This is a genomic window from Halomonas sp. GT (assembly GCF_002082565.1).
Taxonomy (GTDB): domain Bacteria; phylum Pseudomonadota; class Gammaproteobacteria; order Pseudomonadales; family Halomonadaceae; genus Vreelandella.
In genome coordinates this window covers 2,395,527-2,414,116 of record NZ_CP020562.1, presented here as the reverse complement: position 1 = coordinate 2,414,116, position 18,590 = coordinate 2,395,527, and the positions used below count along the sequence as shown (strand labels likewise).

The following is an 18,590-nucleotide window of genomic DNA, read 5'->3' as shown; positions in this document are numbered from 1 at the left end:
TAGCCAGGAGCGCGTGTGACTGATTCAGGTTGGGTTCTCTACAAGCGATTATTAACTTACGTCAAACCTCATTGGCGTGCGTTTGCGTTAGCGATAGTCGGTTTTATCATTTATGCCGCCTCCAGTACGGCATTAGCTGAAATGATGAAGCAACTTATTGATGGCATTCAAAACCCCGATGCTACCTTCCGGTTACTGCTCCCTCTATTTGTGGTGATTATGTTTGCTTCACGGGGGGTAGGGACATTTTTAAGCACTTACTTTATGTCTTATGTTGGACGTTATGTGATTCACACGCTGCGCTGTGACGTATTTGCGCACTTACTGCATTTACCAGGGCGGTTTTTCGATCATCATTCCAGTGGTCATTTGGTATCTCGGGTAACGTATCACGTAGAGCAGGTTGCAGGTGCTGCCACGAAAGCCGTCACTATCATTCTGCGTGAAGGTCTGTTCGTTATCGGACTGATCGGCTATCTGTTGTGGACTAACTGGATGTTAACGCTGCTATTTCTAGGCGTAACACCCGTGATTGCTGTTGTGGTGAGTTATGCCAGTAAACGTTTCAGGCGTATCTCTAAGCGTATCCAGCATTCTATGGGAGATGTCACTCACGTCGCTTCTGAAGCGCTCTCTGGTTATCGTGTCGTGCGCACGCATGGCGCTGAAGAGTACGAAAAAAAGCGCTTTGAGCGGGTAAGCGAAGAAAATCGTCGCCAAAGCATGAAAGAGGCGATGACGCGTGCCGTGAGCTCGCCAGTGATTTTGATGCTGGTAGCAATTTCCATGGCAATTTTGGTTTGGCTTGCCATGGCTCCAGCGTTTATGGCTGACATGACGCCGGGTGAGTTTGTCGCCTTTATTACCGCAGCAGCGCTGATGATCAAGCCCGTTCGACAACTCACTGAAGTGAATAGCGAGATTCAGAAAGGCATTGCGGCGGCTTCTGAGCTTTTTGGCTTGCTTGACCTGACCCCTGAGCAAGATGAAGGTAAGAGCATCCCTCGTCAGTTAACAGGTAGCGTGGTGATTGATAACGTCAGTTTCCGCTATGCTGATGATCAACCTAATGTATTGCACGACATTAATATTAGTGTTGCCCCTGGTGAGTTAGTCGCGATTGTTGGGCGCTCTGGTAGCGGTAAATCAACATTAGTCAGCCTGCTGCCGCGTTTTTATCGTCCTAGTGAAGGGCGTATTTTGATAGATGGGGTAAATGCCGATGACTATGCATTGGGCCCTTTGCGTCAGCATATTGCGTTGGTATCGCAACAAGTCACGCTATTCAATGCAACCATCGCAGATAACATTGGCTATGGCGTTAGCAATCCAGATCCAGCCTCTATTGAAGCGGCCGCCCAGGCGGCTTACGCAAGTGAGTTTATTGAGAAGCTGCCCCAGGGATATGACACGGTAGTGGGTGAAAATGGTGTAATGCTCTCCGGTGGGCAACGTCAGCGTCTGGCAATCGCCCGGGCGATATTTAAAGATGCGCCAATTCTAATCTTGGACGAAGCAACATCAGCGTTGGATACCGAATCCGAGCGCTATATCCAAAAAGCGTTGGAGCATGTGTGTGAAGGGCGTACCACGCTGGTCATTGCCCACCGTCTATCCACGATTGAGCGGGCCGACCGAATTTTGGTGATGGATCAAGGGCGCATTATTGAAGAAGGTACTCACCACGCGTTGTTAGAAGCGGGGGGGGCCTACGCGGCGCTGCATCAGCTTCAGTTTCAGGAGAATGAATGAGTCTGGAGCAACGCTGGCTCAAGGCGGCCTATCACGGAAGCAAGTGGCTAACGCCGCTGTATCCGCTGGGTTTTTTATACCGTTATCTTATGGCGCGTCGTAGCTCTCACTATCACGCTGGTAAAAAGCCAGTTACCAAGGCAACCGTGCCCGTTATTGTAGTGGGTAATATCACCATTGGTGGAACTGGTAAATCGCCGCTAGTTGCATGGCTGGTTAAATGGCTGAAGAAAGAAGGGTGGTCTCCAGGTATTATTACGCGTGGTTACGGTGGTAAAGCATCGCACTACCCGTTAAAGGTAACTGCAACAACCGACCCTGCACAAAGCGGTGATGAGCCATTAATGTTGGCACAGCAAACGGGCTGCCCGGTAGTGGCTGATCCGCGCCGTGCACGAGGTGTTCAAACCCTGATTGATGTAGGGTGCGACATTATTGTTAGTGATGATGGGTTACAGCATCTGGCGTTAGGACGTGATATTGAATTGGTCGTTGTTGATGGCGCGAGAGGGCTAGGGAATGGGCGCTGCTTGCCCGCGGGGCCGCTGAGAGAATCGCCTAGTAGATTAGCTCAAGTTGATGCTGTGATTATTAATGGTGAGCAGCGCCGCCCTCTGCCTATAGAAGGAATAGCGATGCAACTAGCGCCGCTAAGCTGGCGTCGAATTCAGGATGGTCAACGCGTGTCACTCACTCCTCTGCCATTTACGCTACCTGTCAATGCCGTGGCGGGTATTGGTCATCCTGAGCGTTTTTTTAATACGCTGCGCAGTTTGGGGGTGGACGGCGAAATGCGTCCACTAGCAGATCATCAGCGTTTTGATGACCAGACTTTCCGTTTTAGTCATCAGCGCCCCGTTGTAATGACTGCCAAAGACGCAGTGAAGTGCCAAGCGTTAGCGCCACCCGATAGCTGGGTGCTAGAGGTAGAAGCCGTGCTTCCGCCAGAGTTTGAACACTGGCTGGCAGCTAAATTGTCAGCGCTTTCTGAAAAGGGATACACCGATGGATAAAGAACTACTGGCAATGCTGGTTTGCCCGCTTTGCAATGGCAAGCTCAAGTATAATCGTGAAGCCCAAGAACTTTGCTGCCACTACGACGGTTTGGCGTATCCTATTCAAGAAGGCATCCCTGTGATGCTTCCTGAAGAGGCACGCACGATGGATGCCGATGAAAAATTGCCTATCTCGCCAGGTCGTACCGGAGAGGTGTAATGTCAGTCGCTGATACCGAGTTTATTGCTGTTGTTCCCGCGCGTTTTGGCTCATCTCGCTTACCGGGTAAGCCACTGCTGGATATAGCGGGTGAGCCAATGGTTGCCCATGTCTGGCGCAGGGCTTGTCAAAGCCAAGCAAGTCGTGTTGTGGTTGCAACTGATGATCTACGCATCCGTGATGCGATGTTGCCATACGGTGCGGATGTCGTTATGACACGTGCGGACCATCCTTCTGGTACCGACCGACTGGCTGAGGTAGCAGAGCAGCTCGGGCTAAGCGATGATACGTTAGTGGTGAATGTGCAAGGCGATGAGCCGCTTATTCCCCCGGTCTTAATTGACCAAGTGGCAATGCGTTTAGCTGAAGATCCAGAAGCGGCCATTGCGACGCTTGCTGAACCCATTGTTGATGTTGAAACATTATTTAATGCGAACGTCGTCAAGGTTGTTCGCTCCTTACAGGGGCGTGCCTTGTACTTTTCTCGTGCTCCCATTCCTTGGGATCGAGAGCAATTTAAAGTACAGCCTGCGCTTTTAGCCACCGATGCTTGGTTGCGTCATATTGGTATATACGCCTACCGTGCCAGCTTTCTTGCCGCTTATCGTGAGTTGGCGCCGTCGAGTCTTGAGCAGTTGGAGCAATTGGAACAGTTGCGAGCGCTACAGCATGGCTATGCCATTCAAGTTGCGCTGGCCAGCACTATCAATCCTCCTGGTGTGGATACGCCGGAAGACTTAGCCAGAGTGAGAGCGCTTCTGGTGAGTGAAAGTGGAGGTGAATGCGAATGAAGCGCGTACTGTTTGTCTGCTTGGGCAATATTTGTCGTTCGCCAACGGCCGAAGGTGTCTTTTGGCACGCTGTTGAAGAGGCTGGCTTAAATCGTCATATTAGCGTTGACTCTTGCGGTGTAGGTAGCTGGCATGTCGGAAAAGCACCAGACACCCGCGCTCAAGAAGCCGCATCAAGGCGTGGTATCGATATTAGTCATTTGCGCGCTCGTCAGTTAAGCGCTAATGACTTTCTTGACTTCGACTATGTGCTAGGGATGGATCGCGACAACCTCAAGGCGATGCAAGCGCTACAGCCGAGCAATAGTCGTGCCCATGTGGGGCTATTTCTAGATTTTGCCGATATGTCTGATGCTGAAGTGCCTGACCCGTATTACGGTGGAGACGAGGGCTTTGAACATGTCTTGAACTTAATTGAGGCGGCCTCTGCAGGGCTAATTGCCCAGCTGAGAAATGACGGGCTGAGAAATGACGGGTTGTGAAGTCACGGGGTTTGAAAGAAGCGCTAGTGATCTGCTTAGCCGTTGCCAATCGGTCGATTTAACCTCTGCGAATACGCTGCGCTTGCCTTGCCAGGCGGAACGCTACGTTGCCCCTAAAACGCTAGTTGCCCTCCAGAATGTAGTGCGTGAAGCCGTTGATAAGCAGTGGCACATTACGCTCTTGGGAGGTGGCAGTAATGTGCTGCTTCCCGACAAGCTGAAAGGCATTGCGATTCGGCCTGGTATGCAGCAGTGGTGGCTAGAAAGTAGCGGAGAGTCTGTTATTGCTCATGTGGGGGCTGGCGTTAATTGGCATTCGTTAGTAATGAAGCTAGCGGCTCGCGGCCTGTGGGGCATTGAAAACTTAGCGCTGATTCCAGGTGATTGCGGCGCAGCGCCAGTACAAAATATTGGTGCATACGGTGTCGAGCTTAAAGACGTCTTAGAAGGGGTGCAGGTAGTAGAGTTGGCGTCGGGTAATGTGCGTTGGCTAAGCGCTGATGCCTGCCAATTTGGTTACCGAGATAGCATCTTCAAACGATCGCTAGCGGATAAGGTCGTCATTACTCAGCTGGCGCTTCGGCTATCAAAAACGCCGCTGCCAAGACTGGGCTACGGAGATTTAGCTGCGCGAGTAGCCGCTTCAACGAGTTGTTTGGCGGTGGCTCAAGCAGTGTGTGCTATTCGCCAGGAAAAACTACCGGATCCTAAGGTGCTCGCAAACGCGGGTAGCTTCTTTAAAAACCCACTGGTTAGCAGCGATGAGTTATCGCGCTTGTTACAGGCATACCCCAGCATGCCATATTTTCCTCAGGTTAACGGACAAAGCAAGCTGGCAGCGGGGTGGTTGATTGATCAGTGCGGGTTGAAAGGGGTTCGGCAAGGGGCTTTCGGAGTTCACAAGCGGCAGGCCTTAGTGCTTGTACATTTTGGCGGTGGCGATCGGTATGAGCTACTGCAGTTTGCAGAGTATATTGCCCACAAGGTCTATGACCAATTTGGTGTTGAGTTAGAGCCTGAACCACGCATAGTTCAAGCATAAAAAAAACCCCGCTAAGCGGGGTTTTTAGTGCTAGTGTCGAGTGCTAGCGATCACTCATTAGTCGTGTTCTGTGCTTGTTTGCGCAGTTCACGAGGATCGTTATGAGCGCGACGACGGCGGCGTGGCTTAGGTGCCTCGTCTTGAGTGGAAGCAGCATTCACTTGCTTTGCTTCTTCAGGTGCCACTGTTTCAACGGTGGTCTCTGGTGGTGACTGAGCCTCTTCATTGGTCGCCAATGTAGGCTGCGGCTCTTCGCTTTCTTGAGTAGCAGCGGTGTTATTCGCTGTTTCTGAAGCAACTCTTGTGCCTGAAGCGGTTGTATTGCTCGCTGCGGCGCTGTCTAAATAAGATGCTTCCGGCTGTTCGGCGCTCTCTGCCACGCTTTGCAATGGCGTCTGAGTGCTAGCGTCTTCGTCAACCGTTTCAGCAGCTTTCGGCTCTTCTGCATGTGTGCCTGCGGGGGCTGATGTCTCTTGTGCCGTCTCTTGAGGCAACGCCGGTTCCTGACGCACAGCTTCTTGAGACGCGGATTCTTGAGACATGTGTTCTTGAAACACAGGTTCTTGAGGCGCCGACTGCGGAGGCTTGTCAGTCTCTTTTGCAGTTTCTTCATCACGTGAGCTTATTGATTCGCTATGGGCGGTATCAAACTCCTTCACGTTTGAAGCAGGCGCTTCCTGTGGCTCTACTTCCGCATTTGCATCAACAACTGATGGAGACTCAGCATTCACGACCTCAGACGAAGCGTTAGTCGCCTCTTGGGGCGCTTGTTGAGCTGCGGTTGCGTCATAAGTTGGCTGTTGGGGTTTGTCTTCAGCATTTTCCTCTACATGCGCCCCAGCTTCAGATTCCGCTTTATCCTCCGCTAGCTGAGGTTGGCGACGCTGGCGCGTAGCCTTGCGTGCTTTCTCCGCCTTTTCGGCAGGGCGCTCAGCCGTTGTTCCATCAGCTACTGTTGATTCCTCAGCAGCTTGTTTAGGCGCTTCAGTGGCTACTTCAACAGTGGCTACTTCAACAGTGCCTACTTCAACGCTGGTTGCAGCAGCTGTGTTGCCCTCATCTTGTAAAGAGGGGCTGTCAGGCGTTGCGTTACTGCTGTTCACTTCAGCAGTAGGCGCTTCAACAGGAGGAGCTTCAGCCGCTGCGGCTTGAAGTTTCAGCTGTTCCGCTTCGGCTTGAGGATTAACGGCCTGTTTACGCGTGCGGTTGCGCGGATTGTTACGCGTGCGCTTCGGCTTGCCGTCATCTTGTTTGTCTTCTGTTTGTGATGCGGGCTCACGGTTAGCTTCGTTTTTCGGCTTGGCGTCTCGTGGTTTATCGCGACGATTTTCTGGCTGAGCAGTAGATTTAGCCGCCTCATCTTTAGGTGACTCTTTAGCCGTTGGGTTTGTCTGCTGCTCTTTTTGACGACTGCTCTTCTGGTCATTGTCCTGAAGCTTGGCATCGTCTTGCTGTGGGTGGCGTCGACGATTGCGAGTTCGGCTAGGACCGCTACGTTTATCGTTAGCATCGTCGTTATTATCAGCATTGCGCGGTTGGCTAGGCTGCTGGTTGCTCGGCTGTTGATTGCTCGATTGCTGCTGACTGCGCTGCTCGTTTCTGCTGGCGCTTTCGCTACGTTCACGGGCAGGCTTTGGCTTGCTTTCGCTGCGCTGTGAGCGATTTTTGCTCGTTCTTTCAGGCTGCTTGCGGGCAACAGGAGCTTCCGGTTCAGGCTGGCTCGTGCTGGTATCTTCACCGCCTAGCAGTTTGGCGAAGCCTCTGATAAAGCGGCCAATTACACTGGGTTGTTCTTCAGTAACGGGTGTAGTCGCTGCGGGCTTATCCGTTTTTGCCGCTCTCTCTGCCTTTTCTTCAGTCTGAAGAGAGGCGGGCGCAGGTGCGTTATGTACAACGCTTTTCACCGCTGCTTCAGCGCGCATGGCGGGCGGAGTGAAGCTAGGGTCGGGTTCTTTACCTACTTCAGTATCAGTCGAAAGCTCGAAGCTGGATAGCGTCAGGCTTTCATCGTCGTCTAGGTGGTCATCACGAAGTCGCTGAACGTCATAATGCGGCGTATCCATTTCGGGATTCGGCAAGAGAACTACGCGTACGCCTTGGCGTGATTCGATGTCTGCCAGAACGCTGCGCTTTTCATTTAATAAGTAGGTAGCGACAGGTACTGGAAGAATGGCGCGGATTTGTGCGCTGCGCTCTTTCATGGCTTCTTCTTCAATCAGGCGCATGATAGAGAGTGAAAGCGAGCGAACATCACGAATAGTGCCCTGGCCGTTACAGCGTGGACAAACAACGCCGCTGGTTTCGCCTAGCGAGGGGCGCAGCCGCTGACGTGACATTTCCATTAAGCCAAAGCGAGAAATTCGACCAATCTGAACGCGCGCACGATCCAGCTTCAGGGCATCGCGCATGCGGTTTTCAACCTCACGCTGATTTCGCGCAGGGCCCATATCGATAAAGTCGATAACGACGAGGCCACCGATATCACGCAGGCGCAACTGTCGAGCAATCTCGTCGGCTGCTTCAGAGTTAGTTTGCAGTGCGGTTTCTTCAATATCACTGCCACGTGTAGCCCGGGCAGAGTTGATATCAATAGAAACCAGCGCTTCGGTGTGATCGATAACAATAGAGCCACCAGAGGGGAGTTTTACTTCGCGCTGGTAAGCAGTTTCGATTTGCGACTCAATTTGGAAGCGCGAGAAAAGAGGAACTTCATCAGCGTAAAGTTTAATTTTCTGCTGGTAAGAAGGCATTACCTGACGAATAAAGCCTAGTGCTTCTGCATGAATCTCTGGGCTATCAATTAGCACCTCGCCAATATCTTGGCGTAGGTAATCGCGCATGGCGCGAATAATGACATTAGATTCGCGATAAATCAGGAAAGGAGCTGAACGTTTGCCTGCTTCAGTGGTGATGGACTCCCATACTTGGACAAGGTAATCCAGATCCCACTGCAGCTCTTCTGGGCTACGGCCGATACCAGCGGTGCGGACGATCAGGCCCATTTTGTCCGGTACTGTCAGTTGGCCCATGGCGTCTTTCAACTGGCTGCGGTCATCACCTTCAATGCGGCGTGAAATGCCGCCTGCACGGGGGTTGTTCGGCATCAGAACAAGGAAACGTCCCGCTAAGCTAATAAAGGTAGTAAGTGCTGCCCCTTTATTACCACGCTCTTCTTTATCAACCTGGACGATGACTTCCTGGCCCTCTTTCAGCACTTCTTTAATGCTGGGGCGACCAGAAACATCTTTGATAAAATATTCACGGGAAATTTCTTTTAGTGGCAGGAAGCCGTGGCGTTCGGCACCAAAATCAACAAAAGCGGCTTCAAGGGAAGGTTCTACGCGGGTGATTTTACCCCGGTAAATATTGGCTTTCTTCTGTTCTCGAGCGCCAGATTCGATGTCTAAATCGTAAAGGCGTTGCCCGTCTACCAGCGCAACCCGTAGCTCTTCTGGCTGGGTCGCGTTAATCAGCATCCGTTTCATGTTGTCTCACATAGCATTGCGAGCCGACGAGCCGTCTAGGCGTGGCGTAGACGAATCGCTGGGTGCTGCGTGCTTGTGCTCGGCGCATTGCTATGCTGACGCATTAAACCGGGAAGGCAATCATGCCGACCCGGCCGAAAGGGCGTTGAGTACGTGGCGGAGGCAGAACATGTTTCGGTGGCTGTCACGTCCATCCGGCTCTGCTGACACCGCCAACACCTGGCATTCATCGATTCGTCAACGCCGGTCATCGGCACAGCGTTGAACTTGGCGCCCCAAGTCAAGCAGCACCTTGTGACGAACAGGATAGGCTGCTTGGGGCGTGACGTTTGTTTATTCAATTGCCTGCCATTGCGGGCGAAGCAAATGTGTATCTGCCGACAAAAAGCATGCGACAGAGTAACTGTATATCCAGTACGTTATTTCAGTACGTTATTTCAATGCGTTAGGCCTTTGGGTAATGCGTACACTACACCATTTTGCCTGTGCTCTGGCCTGCGTGTTTGTCGGGCAGGCGCTAGGCAAGAGTGGTAATGACCCGTTCCGACGTGTCTGTTTACGGGTAAGCCACACTTGGCCGCTGAACGTTTTGGAATATAACAGTAAAGACAACTACCAGCAATTGACGCAATGCGCATTGGTCTACGCTAGAATGCCGTTTTTAGCCTGTCGCTATTAGATCACACCAGGAGTGAGCGTTAATGTCCGAAGGGCGGGAAGTACAGTGGGTGGATATCGCCCCGGAACAAGCAGGTCAGCGAATCGACAATTTTCTGATGACGCGTTTAAAAGGTGCTCCTCGTGCATTGATTTACCGCATTGTGCGTAAAGGCGAAGTAAGGGTTAATAAAAAACGCGTCAAAGTGGATTATCGGCTTCAAGCGGGTGATTTAGTGCGAGTGCCGCCGCTGCGATTAGCACCGAGAGAAGCGGTAAAAGAGGTGAGTGATAACTTACGTGATTTGTTGATTGGCAGCGTCATTATGGAAGGGCCTGATTGGATGGTGATTAACAAACCATCCGGACTGGCAGTCCATGGCGGAAGTGGCGTAAAAATTGGCCTAATTGAAGCGCTTCGACAAGTGCGCGATGACCTTACTTTTTTAGAGCTTGTCCACCGATTGGATCGTGATACATCGGGTTGTTTACTGTTGGCAAAATCTCGCGATGCGCTAGTCACACTCAACGAATCGCTGAAAAAACATGCAATGGACAAACGCTACTTAGCGTTAGTGAGTGGTCGTTGGCCTGCTCGGAAGACCTATGTGAGTGCACGCTTAGATCGCTTTGATGCGGGTAACGGTGAGAGGCGAGTGCGAGTCGATCCAAATGGCAAGGTTTCACGGACTCACTTTTCGGTAGTGGAAACCTTTGAAAAGGTCACGCTGATAGAGGCGGAGCCTGTGACAGGTCGCACCCACCAGATTCGTGTCCATGCGGCTCATGCTGGGCACGCCTTATTGGGCGACGATAAATATGGTACCCGCGAAAGTAATCATATGGCGCAGCGCCTTGGTTTGGGGCGTCTATTTCTTCATGCCCGTGCATTAACGTTTCCTGAGCCTGGCAATGGCCGACCCGTTACGGTGAAAGCGCCGCTGCCTGAGGCATTGGAAGAAACGTTAAAACGCGCTCGGAAATAAGGAAGCGAAATGCGCTATGAGCTAATTATCTTTGATTGGGATGGCACATTGATGAACTCTGTGCCGAAAATTGTTGCCTGCATGCAGGCAGCTGCTTCTGATGCCGAGTGGGATGAGTTAGACGTCAGTGCTATTGAGAATATTATTGGCTTGGGCCTGCCGGAGGCGATAGCGACGTTATGTCCTGGTATTGGAGCGGTTCAGGCCGAGCGCTTGCGTCAACGCTATGCCTACCATTTCGTTCATGGTGATTCGACACCAATGCCTTTTTTTGAAGGCGTGAAAGAGCAGGTTGCTCGTCTGCGTGAACGTCCTTCTCAGCGTCTAGCAGTAGCGACGGGGAAGAGCCGTCGTGGTCTGGATCGGGTTTTTTCCGAAACAAAGTCTGGCGGTTGGTTTAATGCCAGCCGAACAGCAGATGAGACGCGTTCTAAGCCTCATCCTCAGATGCTCCTTGAACTGCTTGAAGAGCTAAGAGTGCCCGTTGAACGCGCTGTGATGGTGGGTGATACCGAGTATGACCTTGAAATGGCAAGGTCTATTAATATGGATCGTGTGGGCGTTACTTACGGTGTGCATGCTCCCGCTCGGTTAGCAGCCAGTCAGCCTGTATGGCTGGCGGATGATGTAGATAGCCTGTTCGACTGGCTTAACGGTTAGCGGCGTTAACAGTCACTGTAGATAGTGGTTGTACGATCAAGCGAACACTAGGAATCGTTTATGAGTGATGAGCAGCAGCGCGATGGTAGTGGTAATAACGGTAGAGGCGCTCAGGCAGGTGATGATTTCCCTGGCCAGGAGAGCGGTGACCGTTGGACCGATGGGCCGGAGGTTGTCCAGCAGACCAAAAAGCAACCGCTCCCGGGGGCAGAGAGTGATGATGCCGAAACACTGCGCGAACGCCAGCGGTTAGCGCAGTTGGAAATGATGGACCGATGGGTTGGCGGTGTTTTAACGGAGCAGCGCAGAACCCGGCGCTGGAAGTTGTTCTTTCGTTTGATGTTGCTAGCGATTGTATTGATATCGTTAACAACAATGCTGTACCGCGTGTTTCTTGCTGAACCAACGGCCTCATTGCCCACTCAGAGCCACATAGCGCTGGTGGAAGTGCATGGTGTTATTACCAGTGATGCGCCAGCAAATGCTGAGCGCATCATTAAAGGCTTGAATCGCGCATGGTCATCGGGTAGCGCCGCTGCGGTTGTCTTGCACATTGATAGTCCGGGTGGAAGTCCTGTGCAATCGCAGCGTATTTATGCCGAAATTATGCGCCTGCGTGATCAGGGTGATAAGCCTATTATTGCCGTGATAGAGGATATTGGTGCGAGCGGCGCTTATTACATTGCATCAGCTGCCGATAGCATCGTGGCGTCCCGTGCAAGCTTAGTTGGCTCTATTGGTGTTATTTATTCTGGCTTTGGCTTCCAAGAAGCAATAAACCAAATTGGCATAGAGCGTCGCGTAATGACTGCCGGAGAAAACAAGGCCTTTTTGGATCCTTTTCAGCCCCTTGATGAAAACGTTGCTGATTTCTGGCAGGGCGTTCTGACTCAAACCCATGAGCAGTTTATAGACGATGTGAAGGCGGGGCGTGGTGATCGTTTGAGCAACAGCCCTGAAGTTTTCTCAGGGCTTATCTGGAGCGGTGAGCAAGCGTTAGAGCTAGGTTTAATAGACGGGCTAGCCAGTCTTGAGCAAGTGGCTCGGGAGCAGGTAGGCGATGCTGAGTGGGAGAACTATACGCCTAGCTTAGATCCCTTTGAGCGTTTGACGCGCCGCTTTACTCAAACAGCTGCTGAGGTGCTAGGGCTGCAGCATGCGCATGCTCCTCTGCGCTTTCAGGCTCAGTAAGTGTGAGTGCATCGCATGTGAAACGCGCCATGCGCTAGGCGTCGCCGAGTGGGTTCATGCCTGCTTGGCGAAGCATGTTGCATAGTGCGATGAGTGGAAGCCCAATGAGTGCGTTTGGGTCTCGGCCTTCGAGTTTTTCAAACAAGCTAATCCCCAGTCCTTCCATGCGGAAGCTGCCAGCGCTGTCTAAAGGCTGCTCAAGGGCAACATACCGTGCTATTTCGTGTTCGCTCAGTGAGCGAAAAAACACCTCAAACGGCTCGATATGGACGTGATGCCGTTGGTGACGGGTATCAACTAATGCTAAGCCCGTCAAAAAAGTCACTTTTTGGCCAGAAAAGCGCGCCAGATTCTCCCGAGCGCGCTCTTCTGTGTGAGGTTTGCCGAGAATGTCACCCTCAAACAGGGCTATTTGATCAGAGCCAATAATACAGTGGTTGGGGAAGCGCTCAGCAACGGCATTGGCTTTGCTGAGCGCCAAACGATGTACTAGGGCGTTTGGCGCTTCATTGGGGTGGGGCGTTTCATCGATGTCCGGAGAGCAGCACTGATAGGGCAGTAATAGCCTGTCCAGTAGTGCTTGGCGGAAGCGAGAGCTAGATGCGAGGACGAGTGTCGCGTCATTCGTTTGAGGCACAGCATTCTCCTTAATGGGCCTGGTTAGGCGGTAATCACCGTTCAAATGAGTGTAACGAAACCTTGGCGGCCTGCCTATTTACGTAGTTTTAGGAGTTAATCTCATAAGAATTGCACCGACAGCTTTGACAGCGGGGGGGCGAGTGCCTATCATTGCGCGCCTATGTTGACCTCACAAATCCCCAGCCGGGTTGAGCCTTATAAGCTTGCAGCCCGCCGCGAACGACTAGAAGGCATTGTGGCGCTGAACAAGCTGCCGCGCCTAGCTGAAGAAGCAGGTGACCAAACCGGCGACTGTCATGTCGTACTCGAGTTTGGTGTTGATGCCCAAGGCCGTCGCGAAATTCGTGGCCATTTGCAAGCGACCCTGGCGTTGCCTTGTCGCCGTTGTCTAGTGCCGCTAAGCCAAGACGTTTCCAGTGATTTCTTATTAGGAATGATTGCGAACGAAGCTTTGGCTGCCGAGCTACCTGCTAGTCATGAGCCGGTGCTGGTGGAAAATGAACAGCTGGACTTGCTGACGGTAATAGAGGATGAGCTTATCCTTAGCTTGCCGCAGGTGGTCTATCACGATGAGACCGAATGCCATGTCTCGGCGGAGCAGCTGGTCAGCAAGACCGAAGGCACGGCGGAAGACTCCGCTCCGGCCAAGAACCCTTTCGCAGTGCTTAATGCTTTGAAAAGCAGTGGCGCTTTGAAAGGCAAAAAGTAAGCATCACTTACCTTAATTACCTTGGAGTAAACACCCATGGCAGTTCAACAGAACCGTAAAACTCGTTCCAAGCGCGGTATGCGTCGTAGCCACGATGCGCTGAGCGCACCGACTCTGTCTCAGGACAAAGAAACCGGCACTACTCACCTGCGTCACCACGTTTCTCCCGACGGTTTCTACCGCGGACGTAAAGTGGTCGAAGTTTAAGCCTTAGCGCTTATATGAGCGGCAAAATAGGGTGGGTGCTGTGTGCGCCTAGCGATTGATGTAATGGGGGGTGACCAAGGCCCCCGTGCCATTATCGAAGGCTCCGCAAGGGCGGTTATTGAACGCCCAGGCCTAGTATTAACTCTGTTTGGTCCGCGTCAGCAGATTGATGCTGAACTTTCGCGTTTGCCGCAGCCTTTGGCTGCGGCAACGTCACGTTTGGTGGCAGCCGATGCTCCAGAAAGCGTCTCTCAAGCGGCAACTGCTGCCTGGGCAATGCGCCGCGGAGGTGCTACCAGTATGGCGTGTATGCTGCGCAGCCTGTCTTCCGGTGAAGCGGCGGCGGGAGTGAGTGCCGGAAATACCGGTGCTTTGGTCGCTTTAGCTAGGCGTGAACTTGGTATGTTGTCTGGTATCTCAAGGCCTGCAATAAGTACCGCAATCCCCGCGCGTGGAGGGCGACGCTGTTATTTGCTTGATTTGGGGGCAAATGTAGATTCGCCTGCATCCAGACTGTTTGATTTTGCCATGATGGGTGCCGCCATGGCTCAGTGTATGGATCGCATTAAGCGGCCTCGTGTTGCCTTGTTGAATGTGGGTTCTGAAGCCACGAAAGGTAGTGCTAATGTGCGCGAAGCCGATCGTTTGCTGCGTCAAAGTGCCAGCGATTTAAGCTTTGATTACCTTGGTTATGCTGAGGGTGGGGATATTTTTCAGGGTGACCTTGACGTTGTGGTATGTGATGGCTTTGTCGGTAATGTCACGTTGAAAGCCAGTGAAGGGTTGACTCGTATGTTGGTGGAGCGTGTGCAGATGGCGTTTGAATCACGCCTGAGTGGACGTTTGGCAAGTATACTGGCCAGGCCTGTACTGAAGAGGCTTAAACGGGAGCTAGATCCTGTGCGCTATAATGGGGCCAGTCTCTTGGGGTTGCAGGGTATTGTGGTGAAAAGCCATGGCAGCACCCAAGCGGATGGTTTTTATTATGCTATTCAGCGTGCATTGCAAGAAGTGGAGCATGATTTGCCTGTACGAATTGCAGCACGCTGGTCGCGTTCTTGAGCGCTATCAACGCAGTAGATAATAAGACGTTATATTTTTTGCGGGTTATTGGTGGTAGCAGAATCTACCGAAAATCGTTTAGCAACGGCGCCAATAGCACGCTTATCGCTCAACTGAGCAAATGCCTACAAGAGCAAAGGTGAACGACATGTCTCAACCCCTTGCCCTCATTTTTCCCGGGCAAGGCTCTCAGCAGCTTGGAATGCTGCGAGAGCTAGCCGAGCGCTACAGTGTGGTGGGAACTACATTTGAGGAAGCGTCAGACGCTCTGGGCTACGATTTGTGGAAAGTCGTCCAGGAAGGTCCAGAAGAAGCGTTGAATGCGACGGCATGCACTCAGCCGGCACTACTTGCCTCCAGCGTAGCTATTTGGCGTATCTGGCAAGAGTTAGAAGGGCCTCGCCCAAGCGTTATGGCAGGCCATAGCCTCGGTGAATATAGTGCTATGGTTTGCGCTGGAGTGATAGGGTTCGCTGAAGGTGTGCGCCTTGTTCGCCTGCGTGGTGAAGCCATGCAAGACGCTGTGCCTGCTGGAGAGGGCGGCATGGCGGCGATCCTTGGGCTTGATGATGGCGCCGTTGAGGCGGCATGTGCCCAAGCGGCTGAAGATGAGGTAGTGTCTGCCGTTAACTACAACTCGCCTGGCCAGGTTGTTATCGCAGGCAGCAAAAATGCTGTTGAGCGTGCCATCGCGGCTTGTCAAGAAGCCGGAGCTAAGCGAGCGCTTTCGCTACCGGTTTCAGTGCCTTCCCACTGTGCCTTGATGCGGCCAGCCGCTGAGCGACTTGCTGAGGCTATGCAAGAGATTGAGCTGCGCGTACCTCGTTATGCGGTTATTCAAAACGTCGATGCGCAAGCTCATGCTGATATTGAGACATTGCGTACGCGCCTAATCGAGCAGTTGTATCAGCCTGTTCGCTGGTCATCTTGCGTTGAAGCGATGGTCGAGCAAGGTGCTAATGTGTTCATTGAATGCGGGCCTGGCAAAGTGCTCACCGGGTTAAACAAGCGCATTATACGTAGTGCCAAAGGGTTGGCGGTAAATGATCCTGATAGCTTGGATTCAGCCCTTGAGTTAGCACGTGAGGCGTCGGCGGGTGGTGCGTGAGAAATGGCGCGTGTTAAGTCGCTATTTTCCGCTACCCTTGCTTAGTTAGGTTGAAGGAAGAACGTTATGACTCAAGAACGAAGAGTGGCACTAGTTACTGGTGCTAGCCGAGGTATTGGGCGAGCCATTGCTCATGAGCTTGGGCGTCAAGGACGTATCGTAGTGGGAACTGCCACTAGCGAATCGGGCGCTGAAAAAATTGATGCTGATCTAAAAGAGAATGGCATTGAAGGTGCAGGTATGTGCCTTAATGTTACTGATCAGCAGAGTATTGATCAGGTGCTCAAAACAATTGGCGAACGCTTTGGTGCGCCCACGATTTTGGTCAATAATGCCGGCATTACCCGTGACAATTTGTTAATGCGCATGAAAGAAGATGAGTGGGACTCCGTGATGGATACCAATCTCAAATCTGTTTATCGCGTTAGCAAGGCGTGTCTGCGTGGTATGACAAAGGCCCGCTTTGGGCGTATCGTGTCGATAAGTTCTGTAGTGGCAACGATGGGTAACCTAGGCCAAACTAACTACGCCGCCGCCAAAGCAGGAATGGAAGGTTTTAGTCGTGCTTTAGCGCGTGAAGTCGCTTCCCGTGCTATTACGGTTAATGCGGTTGCGCCTGGGTTTATTGCAACGGATATGACGGAAGCGTTGCCTGAAGCGCAGCATGAAATGCTGCTTAAGCAAATTCCTCTTTCGCGTTTAGGCGGGCCTGAGGAAATTGCCGCTGCCGTTGGATTTTTGACAAGTGATGCTGCAGGTTATATCACTGGCGAAACGCTACACGTTAACGGCGGCATGAATATGCGTTGATGGCCTTAGGTTTGGCGGTTGCGTCAGCTTAAGGGCGTCTATAAACTACCCCGCAGCTTTTGGCTTGCGGTTTCCAAATGGCTGGTTATCAAAAACGGCTAATGTGAACGACTGGAGTACGTTGATGAGTACTATTGAAGAGCGCGTTAAGAAAGTTGTGGCAGAGCGCCTGAACGTTAAAGAAGAAGACATCCAGAACAGCTCTTCTTTTACTGAAGACCTGGGTGCTGATTCTCTTGACACCGTTGAGCTGGTGATGGCACTTGAAGAGGAATTTGATACTGAAATTCCTGACGAAGAAGCTGAAAAAATCACCACGGTTCAAGAAGCTATCGACTACGTAAACACCCATCAGTAAGGGTTAAGTCGAAGCAGTGAGCCAGGGTGGGGTGCTTACCCACCCGTATAAAAAGCCGTCCTGAGTAGGGGCGGCTTTTTTGCTTTGTTGTCACAATGAATATAACGTTCAATCTCCGTTATACTAGTCACCAAATCTCTGCAGCAAATGACCCAGATGGGTCGTGTCACCATGGATGCCTGGAGGAAAGCTGATGGCGCGAAGAAGGGTAGTGGTAACTGGGTTAGGCCTGGTGACCCCAGTGGGCAACAGTGTTAATGAGTCGTGGGCAAATATTGTCGCCGGCAAAAGTGGCATAGCGCCGATTGAGCACTTTGATACAAGTGGCTTCAACACGCGTTTTGGAGGATCGGTTAAAAACTTCGATATTAGTCCCTATCTGAATCCCAAAGACGCACGCAAGATGGATTTGTTTATCCAGTACGGTATGGCGGCAGGAGCCCAAGCCGTTCAGGACTCTGGGCTTGAGTGTACCGAAGAGAATGCTGAGCGAATTGGTGTGGCTATTGGTTCAGGCATTGGTGGTTTGCCGATGATTGAACATAACCATAATGCGCTAAATAAGGGAGGCGCACGCCGTGTTTCGCCGTTTTTTGTGCCAGGTTCAATTATTAATATGATTTCCGGCAACATGGCGATTCAGCACGGCTTCAAAGGCCCGAATATCGCGATCACCACAGCGTGTACAACAGGTACCCATAATATTGGCTACAGTGCTCGCACGATTGCTTACGGCGATGCCGATGTAATGATTTGTGGTGGTGCGGAAATGGCCACGACACCATTAGGGTTGGGCGGTTTTTCGGCAGCACGAGCGCTCTCTACTCGCAATGAAGATCCTCAGGCTGCGAGTCGCCCATGGGATACTGATCGTGACGGCTTCGTGCTGTCAGATGGTGCGGGTGTGCTTGTCTTGGAAGAGTACGAGCACGCTAAAGCGCGTGGTGCCAACATCTACGCAGAGCTTGCAGGCTTTGGTATGAGTGATGATGCCTATCATATGACAGCGCCGCCGGAAGATGGTCGTGGTGCTGCACTTTCCATGAGCAATGCCATTAAAGATGCGCGTATTGATCCCTCGGATGTGCAATATATTAATGCGCATGGCACGTCTACCGCGGCGGGTGACTTAGCAGAAAGCCGAGCGATCGAAAAAGTGCTTGGTAGCGCAGCTCAGCAGGTTGCTGTGAGCTCTACCAAATCAATGATTGGCCATCTATTAGGCGCTGCAGGAGCAGTTGAGGCGGTGTTTAGTATTCTGGCTATTCGAGATCAGGTTGCGCCGCCGACCATTAACCTGGATAACCCGCAGGAAGGTTGTAATCTTGATTATGTACCGCACACCGCGCGGGAGATGCCCATTGATATAGCGCTCTCAAACTCGTTTGGGTTCGGTGGTACCAACGGCTCATTGCTGTTTAAAAAGGTATAGCACG

General features: G+C 52.0%; 18 protein-coding genes. 16 read left to right on the top strand and 2 right to left on the bottom strand.

Features of this window, described 5'->3' with window-relative positions:
- Positions 1–15 precede the first annotated feature (15 nt).
- Genes msbA through murB form a run of 6 tightly spaced genes read left to right on the top strand, consistent with a single transcriptional unit; the run spans position 16 to position 5,282 of the window.
- Complete coding sequence (msbA, locus tag B6A39_RS11310; RefSeq protein WP_083005655.1) at positions 16–1,752, top strand: lipid A export permease/ATP-binding protein MsbA; 1,737 nt, start codon at positions 16–18, stop codon at positions 1,750–1,752.
- Entirely contained in the window at positions 1,749–2,765 is a 1,017-nt protein-coding gene (gene lpxK, locus B6A39_RS11305) for a tetraacyldisaccharide 4'-kinase (protein ID WP_083005652.1), read from the top strand. The genes msbA and lpxK overlap by 4 nt, the downstream gene beginning before the upstream one ends.
- Positions 2,758–2,967, top strand: coding sequence for a Trm112 family protein (locus tag B6A39_RS11300; RefSeq protein ID WP_083005649.1), 210 nt, complete (start codon positions 2,758–2,760; stop codon positions 2,965–2,967). Before lpxK ends, B6A39_RS11300 begins: the two co-directional genes overlap by 8 nt.
- Positions 2,967–3,758 (top strand): 3-deoxy-manno-octulosonate cytidylyltransferase, encoded by a 792-nt coding sequence (gene kdsB / locus B6A39_RS11295; RefSeq protein WP_083005645.1) that lies wholly within the window; start codon positions 2,967–2,969, stop codon positions 3,756–3,758. Before B6A39_RS11300 ends, kdsB begins: the two co-directional genes overlap by 1 nt.
- A complete protein-coding gene (locus B6A39_RS11290; RefSeq protein WP_083005642.1) occupies positions 3,755–4,240 on the top strand; it encodes a low molecular weight protein-tyrosine-phosphatase in 486 nt (161 codons plus the stop codon). Before kdsB ends, B6A39_RS11290 begins: the two co-directional genes overlap by 4 nt.
- The gene (gene murB, locus B6A39_RS11285) at positions 4,227–5,282 is read left to right on the top strand and encodes a UDP-N-acetylmuramate dehydrogenase (protein WP_083005638.1); all 1,056 of its coding nucleotides are present in this window, start codon (positions 4,227–4,229) and stop codon (positions 5,280–5,282) included. The genes B6A39_RS11290 and murB overlap by 14 nt, the downstream gene beginning before the upstream one ends.
- A 50-nt stretch (positions 5,283–5,332) precedes the next feature.
- On the opposite strand, the gene rne is transcribed toward murB, so the two are convergent.
- On the bottom strand, positions 5,333–8,767 hold the full coding sequence (gene rne / locus B6A39_RS11280; protein ID WP_083005635.1) for a ribonuclease E: 3,435 nt from the start codon (positions 8,765–8,767) through the stop codon (positions 5,333–5,335).
- 701 nt (positions 8,768–9,468) lie between these two features.
- Here rne and B6A39_RS11275 point away from each other — a divergent pair.
- Genes B6A39_RS11275 through sppA form a run of 3 tightly spaced genes read left to right on the top strand, consistent with a single transcriptional unit; the run spans position 9,469 to position 12,261 of the window.
- Complete coding sequence (locus tag B6A39_RS11275; protein ID WP_083005632.1) at positions 9,469–10,410, top strand: RluA family pseudouridine synthase; 942 nt, start codon at positions 9,469–9,471, stop codon at positions 10,408–10,410.
- 9 nt (positions 10,411–10,419) lie between these two features.
- The gene (locus B6A39_RS11270) at positions 10,420–11,070 is read left to right on the top strand and encodes an HAD-IA family hydrolase (RefSeq protein WP_083005629.1); all 651 of its coding nucleotides are present in this window, start codon (positions 10,420–10,422) and stop codon (positions 11,068–11,070) included.
- Positions 11,071–11,130: 60 nt separating this feature from the next.
- Positions 11,131–12,261, top strand: coding sequence for a signal peptide peptidase SppA (sppA, locus tag B6A39_RS11265; RefSeq protein WP_083005625.1), 1,131 nt, complete (start codon positions 11,131–11,133; stop codon positions 12,259–12,261).
- Between the two features lie 34 nt (positions 12,262–12,295).
- Here sppA and B6A39_RS11260 read toward each other — a convergent pair whose 3' ends face one another.
- Positions 12,296–12,898 carry a Maf family protein gene (locus B6A39_RS11260; protein WP_083005622.1) on the bottom strand — a complete coding sequence of 201 codons (603 nt, stop codon included), beginning with the start codon at positions 12,896–12,898 and terminating at the stop codon, positions 12,296–12,298.
- A 162-nt stretch (positions 12,899–13,060) separates the two neighbouring features.
- On the opposite strand from B6A39_RS11260, the gene B6A39_RS11255 reads away from it, so the two are divergent.
- From B6A39_RS11255 to fabF, 7 genes are all read left to right on the top strand, one after another.
- Entirely contained in the window at positions 13,061–13,609 is a 549-nt protein-coding gene (locus B6A39_RS11255) for a YceD family protein (RefSeq protein WP_083005618.1), read from the top strand.
- A gap of 36 nt (positions 13,610–13,645) precedes the next feature.
- A complete protein-coding gene (gene rpmF, locus B6A39_RS11250) occupies positions 13,646–13,816 on the top strand; it encodes a 50S ribosomal protein L32 (RefSeq protein WP_009099300.1) in 171 nt (56 codons plus the stop codon).
- Between the two features lie 42 nt (positions 13,817–13,858).
- A complete protein-coding gene (plsX, locus tag B6A39_RS11245) occupies positions 13,859–14,878 on the top strand; it encodes a phosphate acyltransferase PlsX (protein ID WP_083005615.1) in 1,020 nt (339 codons plus the stop codon).
- Between the two features lie 148 nt (positions 14,879–15,026).
- Complete coding sequence (fabD, locus tag B6A39_RS11240) at positions 15,027–15,986, top strand: ACP S-malonyltransferase (protein WP_083005612.1); 960 nt, start codon at positions 15,027–15,029, stop codon at positions 15,984–15,986.
- 66 nt (positions 15,987–16,052) lie between these two features.
- Positions 16,053–16,796 carry a 3-oxoacyl-ACP reductase FabG gene (gene fabG, locus B6A39_RS11235; RefSeq protein ID WP_009722046.1) on the top strand — a complete coding sequence of 248 codons (744 nt, stop codon included), beginning with the start codon at positions 16,053–16,055 and terminating at the stop codon, positions 16,794–16,796.
- Between the two features lie 124 nt (positions 16,797–16,920).
- Positions 16,921–17,154, top strand: a complete 234-nt coding sequence (gene acpP, locus B6A39_RS11230; protein WP_083005609.1) for an acyl carrier protein — start codon at positions 16,921–16,923, stop codon at positions 17,152–17,154.
- Between the two features lie 193 nt (positions 17,155–17,347).
- Positions 17,348–18,586 (top strand): beta-ketoacyl-ACP synthase II, encoded by a 1,239-nt coding sequence (gene fabF / locus B6A39_RS11225; RefSeq protein WP_083005605.1) that lies wholly within the window; start codon positions 17,348–17,350, stop codon positions 18,584–18,586.
- The last annotated feature ends 4 nt before the right edge of the window (positions 18,587–18,590 follow it).